This is a genomic window from Pseudomonas sp. RIT-PI-q, assembly GCF_001297125.1.
In the GTDB taxonomy this organism is placed as follows: Bacteria; Pseudomonadota; Gammaproteobacteria; order Pseudomonadales; family Pseudomonadaceae; genus Aquipseudomonas.
In genome coordinates this window covers 293,203-307,072 of sequence record NZ_LHPC01000007.1, presented here as the reverse complement: position 1 = coordinate 307,072, position 13,870 = coordinate 293,203, and the positions used below count along the sequence as shown (strand labels likewise).

Here is a 13,870-nt window from a genome sequence, read left to right as displayed (position 1 = left end):
CGGGGGCTTTTTTATTGGGTTGACACCTATCTGGGGCGTCTATAGAATTGCGCCTCCTTTTAACGGGCGTATTGCGCTCGGTGGGAATAGCAGCCGGAGTCTGAAATCCAATGCAAAATCAGCAAATCCGTATCAGGTTGAAGGCTTTTGACCATCGCCTGATCGACCAATCCACCCAGGAAATCGTGGAAACCGCGAAACGTACTGGTGCTCAAGTGCGTGGTCCAATTCCACTGCCTACCCGTAAAGAGCGGTTCACCGTTCTGGTCTCCCCGCACGTCAACAAAGACGCGCGTGACCAGTACGAGATCCGTACTCATAAGCGCGTTCTGGACATCGTCCAGCCAACGGATAAAACCGTTGATGCTCTTATGAAGCTTGATCTTGCGGCCGGTGTGGAAGTGCAGATCAGCCTCGGCTAAGACTCGGTCTTAGTCGTGTAACGCTCTGAAATGGGCGGCCATAGCGGGTGAAAGCCCCGTACACTCATGAGGTTTACAACATGACTATTGGTGTAGTCGGTCGTAAATGCGGTATGACCCGTATTTTCACCGAAGAAGGTGTCTCCATTCCGGTCACGGTCATTGAGATCGAGCCGAATCGCGTCACCCAGTTCAAAACTGAAGAGACCGATGGCTATCGTGCAGTGCAAGTCACTGTAGGCGAGCGTCGTGCTTCGCGTGTTACAGCTGCTCAGGCTGGCCACTTCGCTAAAGCGAACGTTGCCGCTGGTCGTACCGTAATGGAATTCCGCCTTGAAGAAGGCGAGTACCAGGCCGGCGATCTGATCAACGCTGAAATCTTCGCCGCTGGTCAACTGGTTGATGTAACCGGTCAGTCCAAGGGTAAAGGCTTCCAGGGTACGATCAAGCGTTGGAACTTCCGCGGGCAAGATAATACCCACGGTAACTCCGTGTCCCACCGCGTTCCAGGCTCTATCGGCCAGTGCCAGACTCCTGGTCGTGTATTCAAGGGCAAAAAAATGTCCGGTCATATGGGCGCTGAGCGCGTGACCGTGCAGTCCCTCGAAGTAGTGCGCGTGGACGCTGAACGCAATCTGTTGTTGGTCAAGGGCGCTGTTCCTGGCGCTACTGGCGGCAACTTGGTTGTACGTCCAGCAGCCAAGGCTCGCGGTTAAGGGGAAGCTGACATGCAATTAAATGTAAATGACGCTCAAGCGATCGAAGTTTCCGAACTGACATTTGGCGGCGAATTCAACGAGACGCTGGTTCACCAAGCAGTCGTGGCCTACATGGCCGGCGGCCGTCAAGGTAGCAAGCAGCAAAAGACCCGTTCCGACGTTCGTGGTGGCGGTAAGCGCCCATGGCGTCAGAAAGGTACTGGCCGTGCTCGTGCCGGTACTATCCGTAGCCCAATCTGGCGTGGCGGCGGTACTACTTTCGCAGCTCGTCCTCAGGATCACACCCAGAAGCTGAACAAGAAGATGTATCGCGCAGCAATGCGTTCCATCCTTGCTGAGCTGGTGCGTACTGATCGTCTGGTTGTGGTTCAGGACTTCGCTGTTGATGCACCGAAGACCAAAGATCTGCTGAACAAACTGACCGGCATGGGCTTGACTGACGTCTTGATCGTGTCTGAAGTAGTTGATCAGAACCTGTACCTGGCTGCTCGTAACCTGCCACACGTTGATGTACGTGACGTGCAAGGTTCCGATCCAGTTAGTCTGATCGCATACGACAAGGTGTTGATCACCGTGTCGGCCGTGAAGAAATTCGAGGAGCTGCTGGGATGAACCAGGAACGCGTATTTAAAGTTCTGCTTGGCCCGCACGTTTCCGAGAAGGCTACGGTTCTGGCTGACAAGAAAGGCCAGTTCGTTTTCAAGGTTGCAACTGACGCAACCAAGCTGGAAATCAAGAAGGCCGTCGAAAGCCTGTTCAGCGTGAAAGTAGAGCGTGTTACTACCCTGAATGTTCTGGGTAAGAGCAAGCGCACTGCTCGCGGTCTGGGCAAGCGTAATGACTGGAAGAAGGCAGTTATCTCCCTTCAGCCAGGCCAAGATCTCGATTTCAGCAGCAGTGCTGAGTAAGGAAGGGGTGCATCATGGCAATCGTTAAATGCAAACCGACTTCCCCTGGCCGCCGTTTTGTGGTCAAGGTGGTCAACCAGGAGCTGCATAAAGGCGCTCCTCACGCACCGCTGCTCGAGAAAAAATCGAAGACTGGTGGTCGTAACAACAATGGTCGTATTACCACTCGTCACATCGGTGGTGGCCATAAGCAGCATTATCGTCTGGTCGATTTCCGTCGCAACGACAAAGATGGCATCTCTGCCACTGTCGAGCGTATTGAATACGATCCAAACCGTACTGCTCACATCGCTCTGCTGCTGTACGCAGATGGCGAGCGTCGCTACATCATCGCCCCTAAAGGCGTGAGTGCTGGTGACCAGCTGATCGCAGGTGCTTTGGCGCCGATCAAGCCGGGCAACGCTCTGCAACTGCGTAACATTCCAGTTGGTAGCACCGTACACGGCATCGAATTGAAGCCAGGTAAAGGCGCGCAAATCGCTCGTTCCGCTGGTGCTTCGGCTCAGCTGATCGCTCGTGAAGGTGTCTACGTGACCCTGCGTCTGCGTTCTGGTGAGATGCGTAAAGTGCTGGCTGAATGCCGCGCGACCCTGGGTGAAGTCTCGAACTCCGAGCACAGCCTGCGTTCGCTGGGTAAAGCTGGTGCCAAACGCTGGCGTGGCGTTCGCCCAACCGTTCGTGGTGTTGCCATGAACCCGGTTGACCACCCACATGGTGGTGGTGAAGGTCGTACCTCTGGTGGTCGTCATCCGGTATCGCCATGGGGCTTCCCGACTAAGGGCGCGAAGACTCGTGGTAATAAGCGTACCGACAAAATGATCGTCCGTCGTCGCAAGTAAATAGAGGGATACGACAGTGCCACGTTCTCTGAAAAAAGGTCCTTTTATTGATCTTCACCTACTGAAGAAGATCGAAGTGGCGGCGGAAAAGAACGATCGCAAACCAGTTAAGACCTGGTCGCGTCGTTCGATGATCCTGCCACAAATGGTCGGTTTGACCATTGCAGTGCATAACGGTCGTCAACATGTTCCAGTTCTCGTGAACGAAGACATGGTCGGCCACAAACTGGGCGAGTTTGCCGGTACCCGCACATATCGTGGGCACGTGGCAGACAAGAAAGCCAAGCGTTAAGGGGTAAGGAACGATGGAAGTAGCCGCTAAGTTGTCGGGCGCTCGAATCTCCGCCCAGAAAGCCCGCTTGGTCGCCGACCAGATCCGCGGGAAGAAGGTGGGCGAAGCGCTCAACCTGTTGGCTTTCAGCAGTAAGAAAGCCGCCGAGATCATGAAGAAAGTGCTGGAGTCGGCCGTAGCCAACGCCGAGCATAACGAAGGCGCAGACGTTGATGACCTTAAAGTCAGCACCGTTTTCGTCAACGAAGGGCGTTCGCTGAAGCGAATCATGCCACGTGCCAAAGGCCGTGCTGATCGCATCGTCAAGCGGTCTTGCCATATCACTGTCAAGGTTGCTGACAAGTAACGGAGTCGAAGAGATGGGTCAGAAAGTACATCCCATTGGCATTCGCCTGGGAATCGTCAAGGAGCACACCTCCGTCTGGTACGCAGACGGTCGGACTTATGCGGACTATTTGTTCGCTGATCTGAAGGTGCGCGAGTATCTCCAAGACAAACTAAAAAGCGCGTCCGTAAGCCGTATCGATATCCATCGTCCGGCCCAAACTGCACGTATCACCATCCACACCGCTCGTCCAGGTATCGTTATCGGGAAGAAAGGTGAAGATGTTGAGAAACTGCGTCAGGACCTGACCAAACAAATGGGTGTGCCTGTGCACATCAATATCGAAGAAATCCGCAAGCCGGAGCTCGACGGTATGTTGGTTGCGCAGAGCGTAGCTCAGCAGCTGGAGCGTCGCGTAATGTTCCGTCGCGCTATGAAGCGCGCTGTACAGAACGCCATGCGCATTGGTGCCAAAGGCATCAAAATCCAAGTGAGCGGTCGTCTCGGCGGTGCTGAAATCGCACGTACTGAATGGTATCGCGAAGGTCGTGTGCCACTGCACACCCTGCGTGCCGACATCGACTATGCCAACTACGAAGCTCACACCACTTACGGTGTGATCGGTGTAAAGGTTTGGATCTTCAAAGGCGAAGTAATTGGTGGTCGCCAAGAAGAACTGAAACCACAAGCACCAGCGCCTCGTAAAAAAGCTGCTAAGTAAGGGGTACGCCAAATGTTGCAACCAAAGCGTACGAAGTTCCGCAAGCAGATGACAGGCCACAACCGTGGTCTGGCTCAGCGCGGTAGCAAAGTCAGCTTCGGCGAGTTCGCGCTGAAGTCTGTAGCTCGTGGTCGTCTCACCGCTCGTCAGATCGAGTCAGCGCGTCGTGCTCTGACCCGTCACGTTAAACGTGGCGGCAAGATCTGGATCCGTGTATTCCCGGACAAGCCTATTTCCAAAAAGCCACTCGAAGTTCGGATGGGTAAAGGTAAGGGTAGTGTGGAGTACTGGGTTGCCCAGATTCAGCCAGGCAAAGTCCTGTATGAAATCGAGGGCGTTACTGAAGAGCTGGCGCGTGAGGCTTTTGCCCTGGCTGCTGCAAAGCTGCCGCTCGCCACCGCCTTTGTTAAACGGACGGTGATGTGATGAAAGCGAACGAACTTCGTGAAAAAGACGCGCCGCAGCTTAACGAGCAACTGCTCGGCCTGCTGCGCGACCAGTTCAATCTGCGTATGCAGAAAGCAACTGGCCAGTTGGGGCAGTCTCACCTGCTCCGGCAAGTTAAGCGTGACATCGCTCGCGTGAAGACTGTGCTCAAACAGCAGGCAGGTAAGTAATCATGGCTGAAGCCGAAAAAACCGTCCGTACGCTGACTGGCCGTGTTGTCAGCGACAAAATGGACAAGACCATCACCGTTCTGATCGAGCGTCGCGTTAAGCACCCGATCTACGGTAAATACGTTAAGCGTTCGACTAAGCTGCACGCGCACGACGAAACCAATCAGTGCCACATCGGCGACAAAGTCACTATTCGTGAAACTCGTCCGCTGGCCAAGACCAAGTCTTGGGCATTGGTTGATGTTCTCGAACGCGCTGTGGAAGTCTAAGGACTAGGGGTCGGAGAAATTATATGATTCAGACTCAATCCATGCTCGATGTGGCCGATAACAGCGGCGCTCGCCGTGTTATGTGCATCAAGGTGCTGGGTGGCTCCCATCGTCGTTACGCTGGTATCGGTGACATCATCAAAGTTACCGTGAAGGAAGCAATTCCTCGCGGTAAAGTGAAAAAAGGCCAAGTGATGACTGCTGTTGTAGTCCGCACTCGTCACGGCGTACGTCGTGCTGATGGCTCCATTATCCGCTTTGATGGCAACGCTGCTGTTCTTCTGAACAACAAGCAAGAGCCGATCGGCACCCGTATCTTTGGGCCAGTGACCCGTGAACTTCGTACTGAGAAGTTCATGAAGATCGTCTCGCTCGCCCCAGAAGTGCTGTAAGGAGATCCGACATGCAAAAGATTCGTCGTGACGACGAGATCATCGTGATCGCCGGCAAAGACAAAGGTAAGCGCGGTAAGGTGCTTAAGGTTCTCGCTGACGACCGTCTGGTCGTTGGTGGTCTGAACCTGGTTAAGCGTCATACCAAGCCTAACCCTGCAGCGGGCGTACAAGGCGGTATCGTCGAGAAAGAAGCGCCATTGCACGCTTCCAACGTTGCCATTTTCAACGGCGAAACCAACAAGGCTGATCGCGTTGGTTTCAAAGTAGAAGACGGCAAGAAAATTCGTGTCTTCAAGTCGACCCAAAAAGCGGTTGATGCTTGAACACTGCTAGGTAGAAGACCATGGCACGACTAAAAGAGATTTACTGGAAGGAAATCGCACCGAAGCTTAAGGAAGAACTTAAGCTTTCGAACGTGATGGAAGTTCCACGCGTTACAAAGATCACCCTGAACATGGGTCTGGGCGAAGCGGTCGGTGACAAAAAAGTCATCGAGCACGCTGTTGCTGACCTGGAAAAGATCACCGGTCAGAAAGTCGTTGTGACTTACGCTCGGAAATCCATCGCTGGCTTTAAAGTCCGTGAAGGTTGGCCGATCGGCGTCAAAGTGACCCTGCGCCGTGAGCGTATGTACGAATTCCTGGATCGTCTGCTGTCGATCTCCCTGCCTCGGGTCCGCGACTTCCGCGGCCTGAATGCCAAGTCCTTCGATGGTCGTGGTAACTACAGCATGGGCGTAAAAGAGCAGATCATCTTCCCGGAAATCGACTACGACAAGATCGATGCTCTCCGCGGTCTGGACATTACCCTGACCACCACTGCCAAGAACGATGATGAAGGTCGCGCCCTGTTGCGTGCTTTCAAATTCCCGTTCCGCAACTGATTGGAGTAGGAAAATGGCCAAGATGAGCATGAAAAACCGCGAGCTGAAGCGTCAGCTCACGGTTGCCAAGTACGCCAAAAAGCGTGCAGCACTGAAAGCTATCATCGTTGATCTGAACGCAAGTCCAGAAGCGCGTTGGGAAGCTACAGTAGCTCTGCAGAAGCAGCCACGTGACGCAAGCGCTTCGCGCATGCGTAACCGCTGCCGCCTGACCGGTCGTCCACACGGCGTTTACCGCAAGTTCGGCCTCGGCCGTAACAAACTGCGTGAAGCTGCAATGCGTGGTGACGTACCTGGTCTGGTTAAAGCCAGCTGGTAAGCACTGTCAAAGTCTCGGTGTTCGGGATCGCAAGATCCTGACCACCGGTGACCTTGAACTTGAATCAAGCCCCTATTGGGGCTTGATTCATTTGTGGGGTGTGTCTAGAATACCCGGCTCGCCTGAGCCCGTACTTTTTTCGTGCGGATGTACTCGGCGACACGTAGTAGCCGCAAGGCTAATTTTTTTGTATTAGGAGCGTCTAGCCCATGAGTATGCAGGACCCGTTAGCGGACATGCTAACTCGAATCCGTAATGCCCAGATGGCTGAAAAGTCCGTCGTAAGCATGCCATCTTCTACTTTGAAGGTAGCTGTTGCCAAAGTCCTGAAGGACGAAGGTTACATTGCGGGTTATCAGATCAGCAGCGAAATCAAACCACTGCTGTCTATCGAGCTGAAATACTTCGAAGGCCGTCCGGTCATCGAGGAAGTGAAGCGCGTTAGCCGTCCAGGCCTGCGTCAGTACAAGTCCGTCGATGATCTGCCAAAAGTTCGTGGCGGTCTCGGTGTGTCTATCGTCTCCACCAACAAAGGTGTGATGACGGATCGTGCTGCGCGCGCTGCCGGTGTCGGCGGCGAAGTTCTTTGCACTGTGTTCTAAGGGGGGATAAGCATGTCACGCGTCGCTAAGAACCCCGTTAAGCTGCCAGCCGGTGTCGAAGTCAAATTCGCAGGCCAACAGCTTTCGGTGAAGGGTGCCAAGGGCACTCTCGAACTGAACATCCATTCGTCCGTTGAGATTGTTGAAGAAGCTGGTGAGCTGCGTTTCGCTGCTCGCAATGGCGATCAACAAACTCGCGCAATGGCTGGTACCACTCGTGCGTTGGTAAACAACATGGTCCAAGGCGTAAGCCAAGGCTTCGAGCGCAAGCTCCAGCTGGTCGGTGTTGGTTACAAAGCGCAAGCAAAAGGCACAGTGCTGAACCTGGCTCTTGGCTTCTCGCACCCAGTGGATTATGAACTGCCGGAAGGCATCACCGCTGAGACTCCTAGCCAAACCGACATCCTGATCCGGGGTATCGATAAGCAGCTGGTAGGTCAAGTGGCCGCCGAGATCCGCGACTTCCGTCCACCAGAGCCGTACAAAGGCAAAGGTGTGCGCTACGCGGACGAAGTCGTCCGTCGTAAAGAAGCCAAGAAGAAGTAGGGCATAGCAAATGACCGACAAAAAAGTTACTCGACTGCGTCGCGCTCGCAAAGCACGCCTGAAAATGCACGAACTCGAAGTCGTGCGTCTCTGCGTGTTCCGCTCGTCGCAGCACATCTACGCCCAGGTCATTTCGGCCGACGGCAACAAAGTCCTGGCATCTGCCTCGACTTTGGATAAAGAACTGCGTGATGGCGCCACTGGCAACATCGACGCGGCCACTAAGGTTGGCCAGCTGGTCGCTACGCGTGCTAAAGCCGCTGGCGTCTCGCAGGTGGCTTTCGACCGCTCTGGCTTCAAGTACCACGGCCGCGTCAAGGCGCTGGCTGATGCTGCTCGTGAAGCTGGGCTGGAGTTCTAAGTTATGTCAAATAACGACCAAAAGCGCGACGAAGGCTACATTGAGAAGCTGGTTCAAGTTAACCGCGTAGCCAAAACCGTAAAAGGCGGCCGTATCTTCACTTTCACCGCGTTGACCGTGGTTGGTGATGGTAAAGGGCGTGTTGGCTTCGGCCGTGGCAAGTCACGTGAAGTGCCTGCTGCGATCCAGAAGGCAATGGAAGCTGCTCGCCGCAACATGATCCAAGTTGATCTGAACGGCACCACTCTGCAGTACGCAATGAAGTCCGGTCACGGCGCTTCGAAGGTGTACATGCAGCCTGCTTCTGAAGGTACCGGTATCATCGCTGGCGGCGCTATGCGTGCTGTCCTCGAAGTTGCTGGCGTTCAGAACGTTCTGGCCAAGTGCTACGGCTCGACTAACCCGGTAAACGTGGTTCACGCCACTTTCAAAGGTTTGAAAGCTATGCAGTCTCCTGAGTCCATTGCCGCCAAGCGTGGCAAAAGCGTCAAGGAGATCTTCTGATCATGGCTACCGTTAAAGTTACGCTGATCAAAAGCATGACCGGCCGCATCCCTAACCACAAACTGTGCGTTAAGGGTCTGGGTCTGCGTCGCATCGGTCACACTGTAGAAGTGCTTGATACTCCCGAGAATCGCGGGATGATCAACAAGGCTTACTACATGCTGCGTGTCGAGGGTTAATCGATGAAACTCAATGATCTGAGTCCAGCGCCGGGTTCCCGTCGCGAAAAGCATCGTCCGGGCCGTGGTATCGGTAGTGGTTTGGGCAAGACCGGTGGCCGTGGCCACAAAGGTCAGTCCTCCCGCTCCGGTGGCACCATTGCTCCAGGCTTTGAAGGCGGTCAACAGCCGCTGCATCGTCGCCTGCCGAAGTTCGGTTTCGTTTCCCTGAAAGCCATGGATCGCGCAGAAGTGCGTTTGTCCGAACTGGCTAAAGTGGAAGGCGACATCGTCACCGTGCAGTCCCTGAAAGATGCCAACGTGATCAACGTCAACGTACAGCGTGTGAAAATCATGCTGTCCGGCGAAGTGACTCGCGCTGTTACCATCGGAAAGGGAATCGGCGCCACCAAAGGTGCGCGTGCGGCTATCGAAGCAGCTGGCGGCAAGTTCGAGGAATAAATGGCTAAGCAAGGTGCTCTCTCTGCGCTCGGCAAAGGCGGTATGTCTGAACTCTGGGCTCGTCTGCGTTTTCTGTTCCTGGCGATTATCGTCTACCGAATAGGCGCACACATCCCGGTTCCAGGTATCAACCCGGACCGACTCGCGGACCTGTTTCGACAGAATGAGGGGACCATTCTTAGCTTGTTCAACATGTTTTCTGGCGGCGCGCTGGAACGGATGAGTATCTTTGCACTGGGGATCATGCCGTACATTTCGGCATCGATCATCATGCAACTGATGACCGCCGTCAGCCCGCAGCTGGAGCAGTTGAAGAAGGAAGGTGAAGCTGGCCGTCGCAAGATCAGCCAGTACACCCGCTACGGCACTGTCGTCCTCGCTCTCGTTCAGGCTATTGGCATGTCCATTGGTCTGGCGGGGCAGGGCGTTGCGTTCACTGGTGACTTTGGCTTCCATTTCGTCGCGGTATCCACTTTTGTGGCTGGTGCGATGTTCATGATGTGGCTGGGTGAGCAGATTACTGAGCGTGGTGTTGGCAACGGTATCTCGATGTTGATTTTTTCGGGTATCGTCGCCGGTCTTCCGAGAGCAATCGGGCAGTCTTTCGAGTCTGCGCGTCAGGGTGATATCAACATCTTCGCCCTGGTTGCCATCGGTTTGCTGGCAGTAGCGATTATCGGTTTCGTGGTGTTCATTGAGCGTGGTCAGCGTCGTATTGCTGTTCACTACGCCAAGCGTCAGCAGGGCCGCAAGGTCTTCGCTGCGCAGACTAGCCACTTGCCGCTGAAGGTGAACATGGCCGGTGTTATTCCGGCCATTTTCGCGAGCAGCATTTTGCTGTTCCCGGCTTCGTTGGGTGCCTGGTTCGGCCAGTCTGAAGGTATGGGCTGGTTGCAGGACATCTCGCAGTCGATCGCTCCTGGTCAGCCGTTGAATATTCTGCTGTTTAGTGCAGGGATTATTTTCTTCTGCTTCTTCTATACGGCGTTGATGTTCAATCCGAAAGACGTAGCGGAAAACCTGAAGAAGTCCGGTGCCTTTATTCCGGGCATCCGTCCAGGTGAGCAGTCTGCGCGCTACATTGATGGCGTTCTGACTCGCTTGACCATGTTCGGTGCTCTTTACATGACGGCCGTGTGCTTGCTGCCCCAGTTCCTGGTGGTTGCAGCAAACGTACCGTTCTACCTTGGCGGGACCTCGTTGCTGATCGTCGTCGTGGTTGTGATGGACTTCATGTCCCAAGTACAATCGCACCTCGTTTCGCACCAGTACGAATCCCTGATGAAGAAAGCCAACCTGAAGGGTTACGGCAGCGGCATGTTGCGCTGAGTACCCATAAGGTTCGAGGAGTTGGTGATGAAAGTTCGTGCATCGGTGAAAAAGCTGTGCCGTAACTGCAAGATTATTCGCCGCGAAGGTGTTGTTCGAGTAATTTGCAGCGCGGAACCGCGTCACAAACAGCGCCAAGGCTGAGTGTGATTGTGCTTCAAGCCCGGTAGCTAGTGCGCTACCGGGTTGATTATTTGTTATTACAGCGATATTATCTCGCGCCCTATTTCTTGGCTTCCGGGGCGTAGGTAGCTGTCAATTGGAGTCCCACTGAATGGCCCGTATTGCAGGCGTTAACATTCCAGATAACAAGCATACTGTTATCTCGCTGACCTACATCTATGGTGTTGGTCGCACTACTGCACAGAAGATCTGTGCGGTGACTGGGGTAAACCCAGCAGCAAAGATCAAAGATCTGAGCGACGAGCAGATTGAACAGCTGCGTGGCGAAGTGGCGAAGTTCACCACTGAAGGTGACCTGCGTCGCGAAATCAACATGAAAATCAAGCGTTTGATGGACCTCGGTTGCTATCGCGGTCTGCGTCATCGTCGTGGTCTTCCAGTGCGCGGTCAGCGTACCAAGACTAACGCGCGTACCCGTAAAGGTCCGCGTAAGCCGATCCGCAAGTAATCGCCCCAGCGAATCGACAGGAAATTAATCATGGCTAAACCTGCTGCTCGTCCTCGTAAAAAAGTCAAAAAGACAGTGGTTGATGGCATCGCCCACATCCACGCGTCTTTTAACAACACAATCGTGACCATCACCGACCGTCAAGGCAACGCTCTTTCCTGGGCTACCTCCGGTGGTTCGGGTTTCCGCGGTTCCCGCAAGTCCACCCCGTTCGCTGCTCAAGTAGCTGCTGAACGTGCTGGTCAAGCTGCGCTGGAATACGGTCTGAAAAACCTTGACGTTAACGTCAAAGGTCCAGGCCCAGGTCGTGAATCTGCAGTCCGCGCTTTGAACGGCTGTGGCTACAAGATCGCCAGCATCACCGACGTGACGCCAATCCCGCACAACGGGTGCCGTCCGCCGAAGAAGCGCCGCGTGTAATCCAGGAGATTGTAAAGAATGGCTCGTTACATTGGTCCAAAATGCAAACTCGCTCGTCGCGAAGGCACCGATCTCTTTCTGAAGAGCGGCGTGCGCGCGATCGAATCGAAGTGCAACATCGAAGCAGCACCTGGTATCCACGGCCAACGCCGCGGTCGCCAGTCCGATTACGGCACCCAACTGCGTGAAAAGCAGAAGGTCCGTCGTATCTACGGCGTTCTCGAGCGTCAATTCAGCGGCTACTACAAAGAAGCTGCTGGCAAGAAAGGTGCAACCGGTGAAAACCTGCTGCAACTGCTCGAATGCCGTCTGGACAACGTTGTATACCGTATGGGTTTTGGCTCTACTCGTGCCGAATCCCGTCAGCTGGTATCGCACAAATCCGTCAGCGTTAACGGTCAGACCGTAAACGTACCGTCTTACCAGGTTCGTGCTGGTGACGTGGTCGCGATTCGCGAGAAAGCAAAGAACCAACTTCGCATTGTCCAAGCTCTCGATCTGTGTGCCCAACGTGGCCGCGTAGAATGGGTAGAAGTAGACACTGAGAAGAAGTCGGGCGTTTTCAAGAACGTTCCAGCTCGCAGTGATCTGTCCGCCGACATCAACGAAAGCCTGATTGTCGAGCTCTACTCCAAGTAAGGGCTAGAAAATAGGTGCATCCATGCAGATTTCGGTAAATGAGTTCCTGACACCCCGCCATATTGATGTGCAGGTTGTCAGTCCAACCCGCGCCAAGATCACTCTCGAGCCTCTCGAGCGTGGTTTCGGCCACACCCTGGGCAACGCGCTGCGCCGCATCCTGTTGTCCTCAATGCCCGGCTGTGCAGTAGTCGAGGCCGAGATTGATGGTGTACTCCATGAGTACAGCGCAATCGAAGGCGTACAGGAAGACGTAATTGAAATCCTGTTGAACCTTAAAGGTCTGGCTATCAAGCTGCACGGTCGTGACGAAGTTACGCTGACCTTGTCGAAGAAGGGTTCGGGGGTGGTTACCGCTGCCGATATTCAGCTGGATCATGATGTCGAGATCGTTAACCCCGATCACGTAATCGCTAACCTGGCGTCTAACGGCGCCCTGAACATGAAGCTCACCGTAGCTCGTGGTCGTGGTTATGAACCGGCAGACTCGCGTCAGAGCGATGAAGACGAAAGCCGCAGCATCGGTCGCTTGCAGCTTGACTCTTCGTTCAGCCCGGTTCGCCGTATCGCATACGTGGTGGAAAACGCCCGTGTCGAACAGCGTACTAACCTGGACAAGCTGGTTATTGATCTGGAAACCAACGGTACTCTGGATCCTGAAGAGGCTATCCGCCGCGCTGCAACCATTCTGCAACAGCAGTTGGCTGCGTTCGTCGACCTCAAAGGTGACAGTGAACCAGTGGTTGTCGAGCAGGAAGACGAGATCGATCCGATCCTGCTTCGCCCGGTTGACGATCTGGAACTGACTGTACGTTCGGCTAACTGCCTTAAGGCGGAAAACATCTACTACATCGGTGACCTGATTCAGCGTACCGAAGTAGAGCTGTTGAAGACTCCGAACCTTGGCAAGAAATCCTTGACTGAAATCAAGGACGTTCTGGCCTCCCGCGGTCTGTCCCTCGGCATGCGCCTCGACAACTGGCCGCCTGCAAGTCTTAAGAAGGACGACAAGGCGACTGCCTGATCGTCGTAATCACCGAACGTTGTGTTTGGTAAGGAATGAACCATGCGTCATCGTAAAAGTGGTCGTCACCTGAGCCGCACCAGCTCGCACCGCAAGGCCATGTTTCAAAACATGGCGGTGTCGCTGTTCGAGCACGAGCTGATCAAAACTACACTGCCAAAAGCTAAAGAACTGCGTCGCGTTGCTGAGCCGCTGATCACTTTGGCCAAGACAGACAGCCTGGCTAACCGCCGTCTGGCTTTCGACCGTACTCGTTCGAAAGCTATCGTTGGTAAGCTCTTCAACGACCTGGGCAAGCGTTACGCTACCCGTGAGGGTGGCTACCTGCGCATCCTCAAGTGCGGTTTCCGCACTGGCGACAACGCGCCTATGGCGTACGTCGAGTTGGTTGATCGTCCTGCCGGTGGTGAAGCTGTATCCGCTGAGTAAGACGTCAGTCTGAAACGAAGAACCGGGCCTAGTGCCCGGTTTTTTGTGCGCGCTTT

Annotated in this window: 28 protein-coding genes; all 28 read left to right on the top strand. The window is 54.4% G+C overall.

Features of this window, described 5'->3' with window-relative positions; all coding sequences use genetic code 11:
• Positions 1–110 precede the first annotated feature (110 nt).
• The 28 genes from rpsJ to rplQ all read left to right on the top strand — a co-directional run bounded on the left by rpsJ (position 111) and on the right by rplQ (position 13,814).
• A complete protein-coding gene (rpsJ, locus tag AEQ67_RS01690; RefSeq protein WP_003186070.1) occupies positions 111–422 on the top strand; it encodes a 30S ribosomal protein S10 in 312 nt (103 codons plus the stop codon).
• Between the two features lie 80 nt (positions 423–502).
• Positions 503–1,138 carry a 50S ribosomal protein L3 gene (gene rplC, locus AEQ67_RS01685; RefSeq protein WP_003186059.1) on the top strand — a complete coding sequence of 212 codons (636 nt, stop codon included), beginning with the start codon at positions 503–505 and terminating at the stop codon, positions 1,136–1,138.
• Between the two features lie 12 nt (positions 1,139–1,150).
• The gene (gene rplD, locus AEQ67_RS01680) at positions 1,151–1,753 is read left to right on the top strand and encodes a 50S ribosomal protein L4 (RefSeq protein ID WP_007896707.1); all 603 of its coding nucleotides are present in this window, start codon (positions 1,151–1,153) and stop codon (positions 1,751–1,753) included.
• On the top strand, positions 1,750–2,049 hold the full coding sequence (gene rplW, locus AEQ67_RS01675) for a 50S ribosomal protein L23 (protein ID WP_002555488.1): 300 nt from the start codon (positions 1,750–1,752) through the stop codon (positions 2,047–2,049). Before rplD ends, rplW begins: the two co-directional genes overlap by 4 nt.
• Positions 2,050–2,063: 14 nt before the next feature.
• A complete protein-coding gene (gene rplB, locus AEQ67_RS01670; protein WP_003176423.1) occupies positions 2,064–2,888 on the top strand; it encodes a 50S ribosomal protein L2 in 825 nt (274 codons plus the stop codon).
• 16 nt (positions 2,889–2,904) lie between these two features.
• Complete coding sequence (gene rpsS, locus AEQ67_RS01665; protein ID WP_002555486.1) at positions 2,905–3,180, top strand: 30S ribosomal protein S19; 276 nt, start codon at positions 2,905–2,907, stop codon at positions 3,178–3,180.
• A gap of 13 nt (positions 3,181–3,193) precedes the next feature.
• On the top strand, positions 3,194–3,526 hold the full coding sequence (gene rplV / locus AEQ67_RS01660; RefSeq protein ID WP_003103908.1) for a 50S ribosomal protein L22: 333 nt from the start codon (positions 3,194–3,196) through the stop codon (positions 3,524–3,526).
• 13 nt (positions 3,527–3,539) lie between these two features.
• Positions 3,540–4,226, top strand: a complete 687-nt coding sequence (gene rpsC, locus AEQ67_RS01655; protein ID WP_003176422.1) for a 30S ribosomal protein S3 — start codon at positions 3,540–3,542, stop codon at positions 4,224–4,226.
• Between the two features lie 12 nt (positions 4,227–4,238).
• A complete protein-coding gene (gene rplP / locus AEQ67_RS01650; RefSeq protein WP_008145497.1) occupies positions 4,239–4,652 on the top strand; it encodes a 50S ribosomal protein L16 in 414 nt (137 codons plus the stop codon).
• A complete protein-coding gene (gene rpmC / locus AEQ67_RS01645) occupies positions 4,652–4,843 on the top strand; it encodes a 50S ribosomal protein L29 (protein WP_008030901.1) in 192 nt (63 codons plus the stop codon). Before rplP ends, rpmC begins: the two co-directional genes overlap by 1 nt.
• A 2-nt stretch (positions 4,844–4,845) precedes the next feature.
• Positions 4,846–5,112, top strand: a complete 267-nt coding sequence (gene rpsQ, locus AEQ67_RS01640) for a 30S ribosomal protein S17 (protein ID WP_003176419.1) — start codon at positions 4,846–4,848, stop codon at positions 5,110–5,112.
• Positions 5,113–5,135: 23 nt separating this feature from the next.
• Positions 5,136–5,504 (top strand): 50S ribosomal protein L14, encoded by a 369-nt coding sequence (rplN, locus tag AEQ67_RS01635; protein WP_002555479.1) that lies wholly within the window; start codon positions 5,136–5,138, stop codon positions 5,502–5,504.
• A gap of 11 nt (positions 5,505–5,515) precedes the next feature.
• On the top strand, positions 5,516–5,830 hold the full coding sequence (rplX, locus tag AEQ67_RS01630) for a 50S ribosomal protein L24 (RefSeq protein WP_059402168.1): 315 nt from the start codon (positions 5,516–5,518) through the stop codon (positions 5,828–5,830).
• Positions 5,831–5,850: 20 nt separating this feature from the next.
• On the top strand, positions 5,851–6,390 hold the full coding sequence (gene rplE / locus AEQ67_RS01625) for a 50S ribosomal protein L5 (protein ID WP_003176415.1): 540 nt from the start codon (positions 5,851–5,853) through the stop codon (positions 6,388–6,390).
• Positions 6,391–6,403: 13 nt separating this feature from the next.
• Positions 6,404–6,709: a 30S ribosomal protein S14 gene (gene rpsN, locus AEQ67_RS01620; RefSeq protein ID WP_003176414.1), complete on the top strand. Its 306-nt coding sequence runs from the start codon at positions 6,404–6,406 to the stop codon at positions 6,707–6,709.
• 209 nt (positions 6,710–6,918) lie between these two features.
• Positions 6,919–7,311, top strand: coding sequence for a 30S ribosomal protein S8 (gene rpsH, locus AEQ67_RS01615; protein ID WP_003186040.1), 393 nt, complete (start codon positions 6,919–6,921; stop codon positions 7,309–7,311).
• A gap of 12 nt (positions 7,312–7,323) precedes the next feature.
• Positions 7,324–7,857, top strand: coding sequence for a 50S ribosomal protein L6 (rplF, locus tag AEQ67_RS01610; protein ID WP_007896774.1), 534 nt, complete (start codon positions 7,324–7,326; stop codon positions 7,855–7,857).
• A 10-nt stretch (positions 7,858–7,867) separates the two neighbouring features.
• Positions 7,868–8,218 carry a 50S ribosomal protein L18 gene (gene rplR / locus AEQ67_RS01605; RefSeq protein ID WP_003186037.1) on the top strand — a complete coding sequence of 117 codons (351 nt, stop codon included), beginning with the start codon at positions 7,868–7,870 and terminating at the stop codon, positions 8,216–8,218.
• 3 nt (positions 8,219–8,221) lie between these two features.
• On the top strand, positions 8,222–8,722 hold the full coding sequence (gene rpsE / locus AEQ67_RS01600; protein WP_007943782.1) for a 30S ribosomal protein S5: 501 nt from the start codon (positions 8,222–8,224) through the stop codon (positions 8,720–8,722).
• 2 nt (positions 8,723–8,724) lie between these two features.
• The gene (gene rpmD / locus AEQ67_RS01595) at positions 8,725–8,901 is read left to right on the top strand and encodes a 50S ribosomal protein L30 (protein WP_003186033.1); all 177 of its coding nucleotides are present in this window, start codon (positions 8,725–8,727) and stop codon (positions 8,899–8,901) included.
• Between the two features lie 3 nt (positions 8,902–8,904).
• The gene (rplO, locus tag AEQ67_RS01590) at positions 8,905–9,342 is read left to right on the top strand and encodes a 50S ribosomal protein L15 (protein WP_007896782.1); all 438 of its coding nucleotides are present in this window, start codon (positions 8,905–8,907) and stop codon (positions 9,340–9,342) included.
• Positions 9,343–10,671, top strand: a complete 1,329-nt coding sequence (gene secY / locus AEQ67_RS01585; RefSeq protein ID WP_003228718.1) for a preprotein translocase subunit SecY — start codon at positions 9,343–9,345, stop codon at positions 10,669–10,671.
• Between the two features lie 27 nt (positions 10,672–10,698).
• Positions 10,699–10,815: a 50S ribosomal protein L36 gene (gene rpmJ / locus AEQ67_RS01580; protein ID WP_002555468.1), complete on the top strand. Its 117-nt coding sequence runs from the start codon at positions 10,699–10,701 to the stop codon at positions 10,813–10,815.
• Positions 10,816–10,945: 130 nt separating this feature from the next.
• Complete coding sequence (gene rpsM / locus AEQ67_RS01575; RefSeq protein ID WP_003186020.1) at positions 10,946–11,302, top strand: 30S ribosomal protein S13; 357 nt, start codon at positions 10,946–10,948, stop codon at positions 11,300–11,302.
• Positions 11,303–11,332: 30 nt separating this feature from the next.
• Positions 11,333–11,722 carry a 30S ribosomal protein S11 gene (gene rpsK, locus AEQ67_RS01570; RefSeq protein ID WP_002555466.1) on the top strand — a complete coding sequence of 130 codons (390 nt, stop codon included), beginning with the start codon at positions 11,333–11,335 and terminating at the stop codon, positions 11,720–11,722.
• 18 nt (positions 11,723–11,740) lie between these two features.
• The gene (gene rpsD / locus AEQ67_RS01565; RefSeq protein WP_003210056.1) at positions 11,741–12,361 is read left to right on the top strand and encodes a 30S ribosomal protein S4; all 621 of its coding nucleotides are present in this window, start codon (positions 11,741–11,743) and stop codon (positions 12,359–12,361) included.
• Between the two features lie 22 nt (positions 12,362–12,383).
• On the top strand, positions 12,384–13,385 hold the full coding sequence (locus AEQ67_RS01560) for a DNA-directed RNA polymerase subunit alpha (RefSeq protein ID WP_003186012.1): 1,002 nt from the start codon (positions 12,384–12,386) through the stop codon (positions 13,383–13,385).
• A gap of 42 nt (positions 13,386–13,427) precedes the next feature.
• On the top strand, positions 13,428–13,814 hold the full coding sequence (gene rplQ, locus AEQ67_RS01555) for a 50S ribosomal protein L17 (protein ID WP_008145500.1): 387 nt from the start codon (positions 13,428–13,430) through the stop codon (positions 13,812–13,814).
• Positions 13,815–13,870 lie beyond the last annotated feature (56 nt).

Coding starts and splice junctions, on each gene's coding strand:
- rpsJ (WP_003186070.1), top strand. CDS start 111: ATGCAAAATCAGCAAATCCGTATCAGGTTGAAGGCTTTTGACCATCGC.
- rplC (WP_003186059.1), top strand. CDS start 503: ATGACTATTGGTGTAGTCGGTCGTAAATGCGGTATGACCCGTATTTTC.
- rplD (WP_007896707.1), top strand. CDS start 1,151: ATGCAATTAAATGTAAATGACGCTCAAGCGATCGAAGTTTCCGAACTG.
- rplW (WP_002555488.1), top strand. CDS start 1,750: ATGAACCAGGAACGCGTATTTAAAGTTCTGCTTGGCCCGCACGTTTCC.
- rplB (WP_003176423.1), top strand. CDS start 2,064: ATGGCAATCGTTAAATGCAAACCGACTTCCCCTGGCCGCCGTTTTGTG.
- rplV (WP_003103908.1), top strand. CDS start 3,194: ATGGAAGTAGCCGCTAAGTTGTCGGGCGCTCGAATCTCCGCCCAGAAA.
- rpsC (WP_003176422.1), top strand. CDS start 3,540: ATGGGTCAGAAAGTACATCCCATTGGCATTCGCCTGGGAATCGTCAAG.
- rplP (WP_008145497.1), top strand. CDS start 4,239: ATGTTGCAACCAAAGCGTACGAAGTTCCGCAAGCAGATGACAGGCCAC.
- rpmC (WP_008030901.1), top strand. CDS start 4,652: ATGAAAGCGAACGAACTTCGTGAAAAAGACGCGCCGCAGCTTAACGAG.
- rpsQ (WP_003176419.1), top strand. CDS start 4,846: ATGGCTGAAGCCGAAAAAACCGTCCGTACGCTGACTGGCCGTGTTGTC.
- rplN (WP_002555479.1), top strand. CDS start 5,136: ATGATTCAGACTCAATCCATGCTCGATGTGGCCGATAACAGCGGCGCT.
- rplX (WP_059402168.1), top strand. CDS start 5,516: ATGCAAAAGATTCGTCGTGACGACGAGATCATCGTGATCGCCGGCAAA.
- rplE (WP_003176415.1), top strand. CDS start 5,851: ATGGCACGACTAAAAGAGATTTACTGGAAGGAAATCGCACCGAAGCTT.
- rpsN (WP_003176414.1), top strand. CDS start 6,404: ATGGCCAAGATGAGCATGAAAAACCGCGAGCTGAAGCGTCAGCTCACG.
- rpsH (WP_003186040.1), top strand. CDS start 6,919: ATGAGTATGCAGGACCCGTTAGCGGACATGCTAACTCGAATCCGTAAT.
- rplF (WP_007896774.1), top strand. CDS start 7,324: ATGTCACGCGTCGCTAAGAACCCCGTTAAGCTGCCAGCCGGTGTCGAA.
- rplR (WP_003186037.1), top strand. CDS start 7,868: ATGACCGACAAAAAAGTTACTCGACTGCGTCGCGCTCGCAAAGCACGC.
- rpsE (WP_007943782.1), top strand. CDS start 8,222: ATGTCAAATAACGACCAAAAGCGCGACGAAGGCTACATTGAGAAGCTG.
- rpmD (WP_003186033.1), top strand. CDS start 8,725: ATGGCTACCGTTAAAGTTACGCTGATCAAAAGCATGACCGGCCGCATC.
- rplO (WP_007896782.1), top strand. CDS start 8,905: ATGAAACTCAATGATCTGAGTCCAGCGCCGGGTTCCCGTCGCGAAAAG.
- secY (WP_003228718.1), top strand. CDS start 9,343: ATGGCTAAGCAAGGTGCTCTCTCTGCGCTCGGCAAAGGCGGTATGTCT.
- rpmJ (WP_002555468.1), top strand. CDS start 10,699: ATGAAAGTTCGTGCATCGGTGAAAAAGCTGTGCCGTAACTGCAAGATT.
- rpsM (WP_003186020.1), top strand. CDS start 10,946: ATGGCCCGTATTGCAGGCGTTAACATTCCAGATAACAAGCATACTGTT.
- rpsK (WP_002555466.1), top strand. CDS start 11,333: ATGGCTAAACCTGCTGCTCGTCCTCGTAAAAAAGTCAAAAAGACAGTG.
- rpsD (WP_003210056.1), top strand. CDS start 11,741: ATGGCTCGTTACATTGGTCCAAAATGCAAACTCGCTCGTCGCGAAGGC.
- AEQ67_RS01560 (WP_003186012.1), top strand. CDS start 12,384: ATGCAGATTTCGGTAAATGAGTTCCTGACACCCCGCCATATTGATGTG.
- rplQ (WP_008145500.1), top strand. CDS start 13,428: ATGCGTCATCGTAAAAGTGGTCGTCACCTGAGCCGCACCAGCTCGCAC.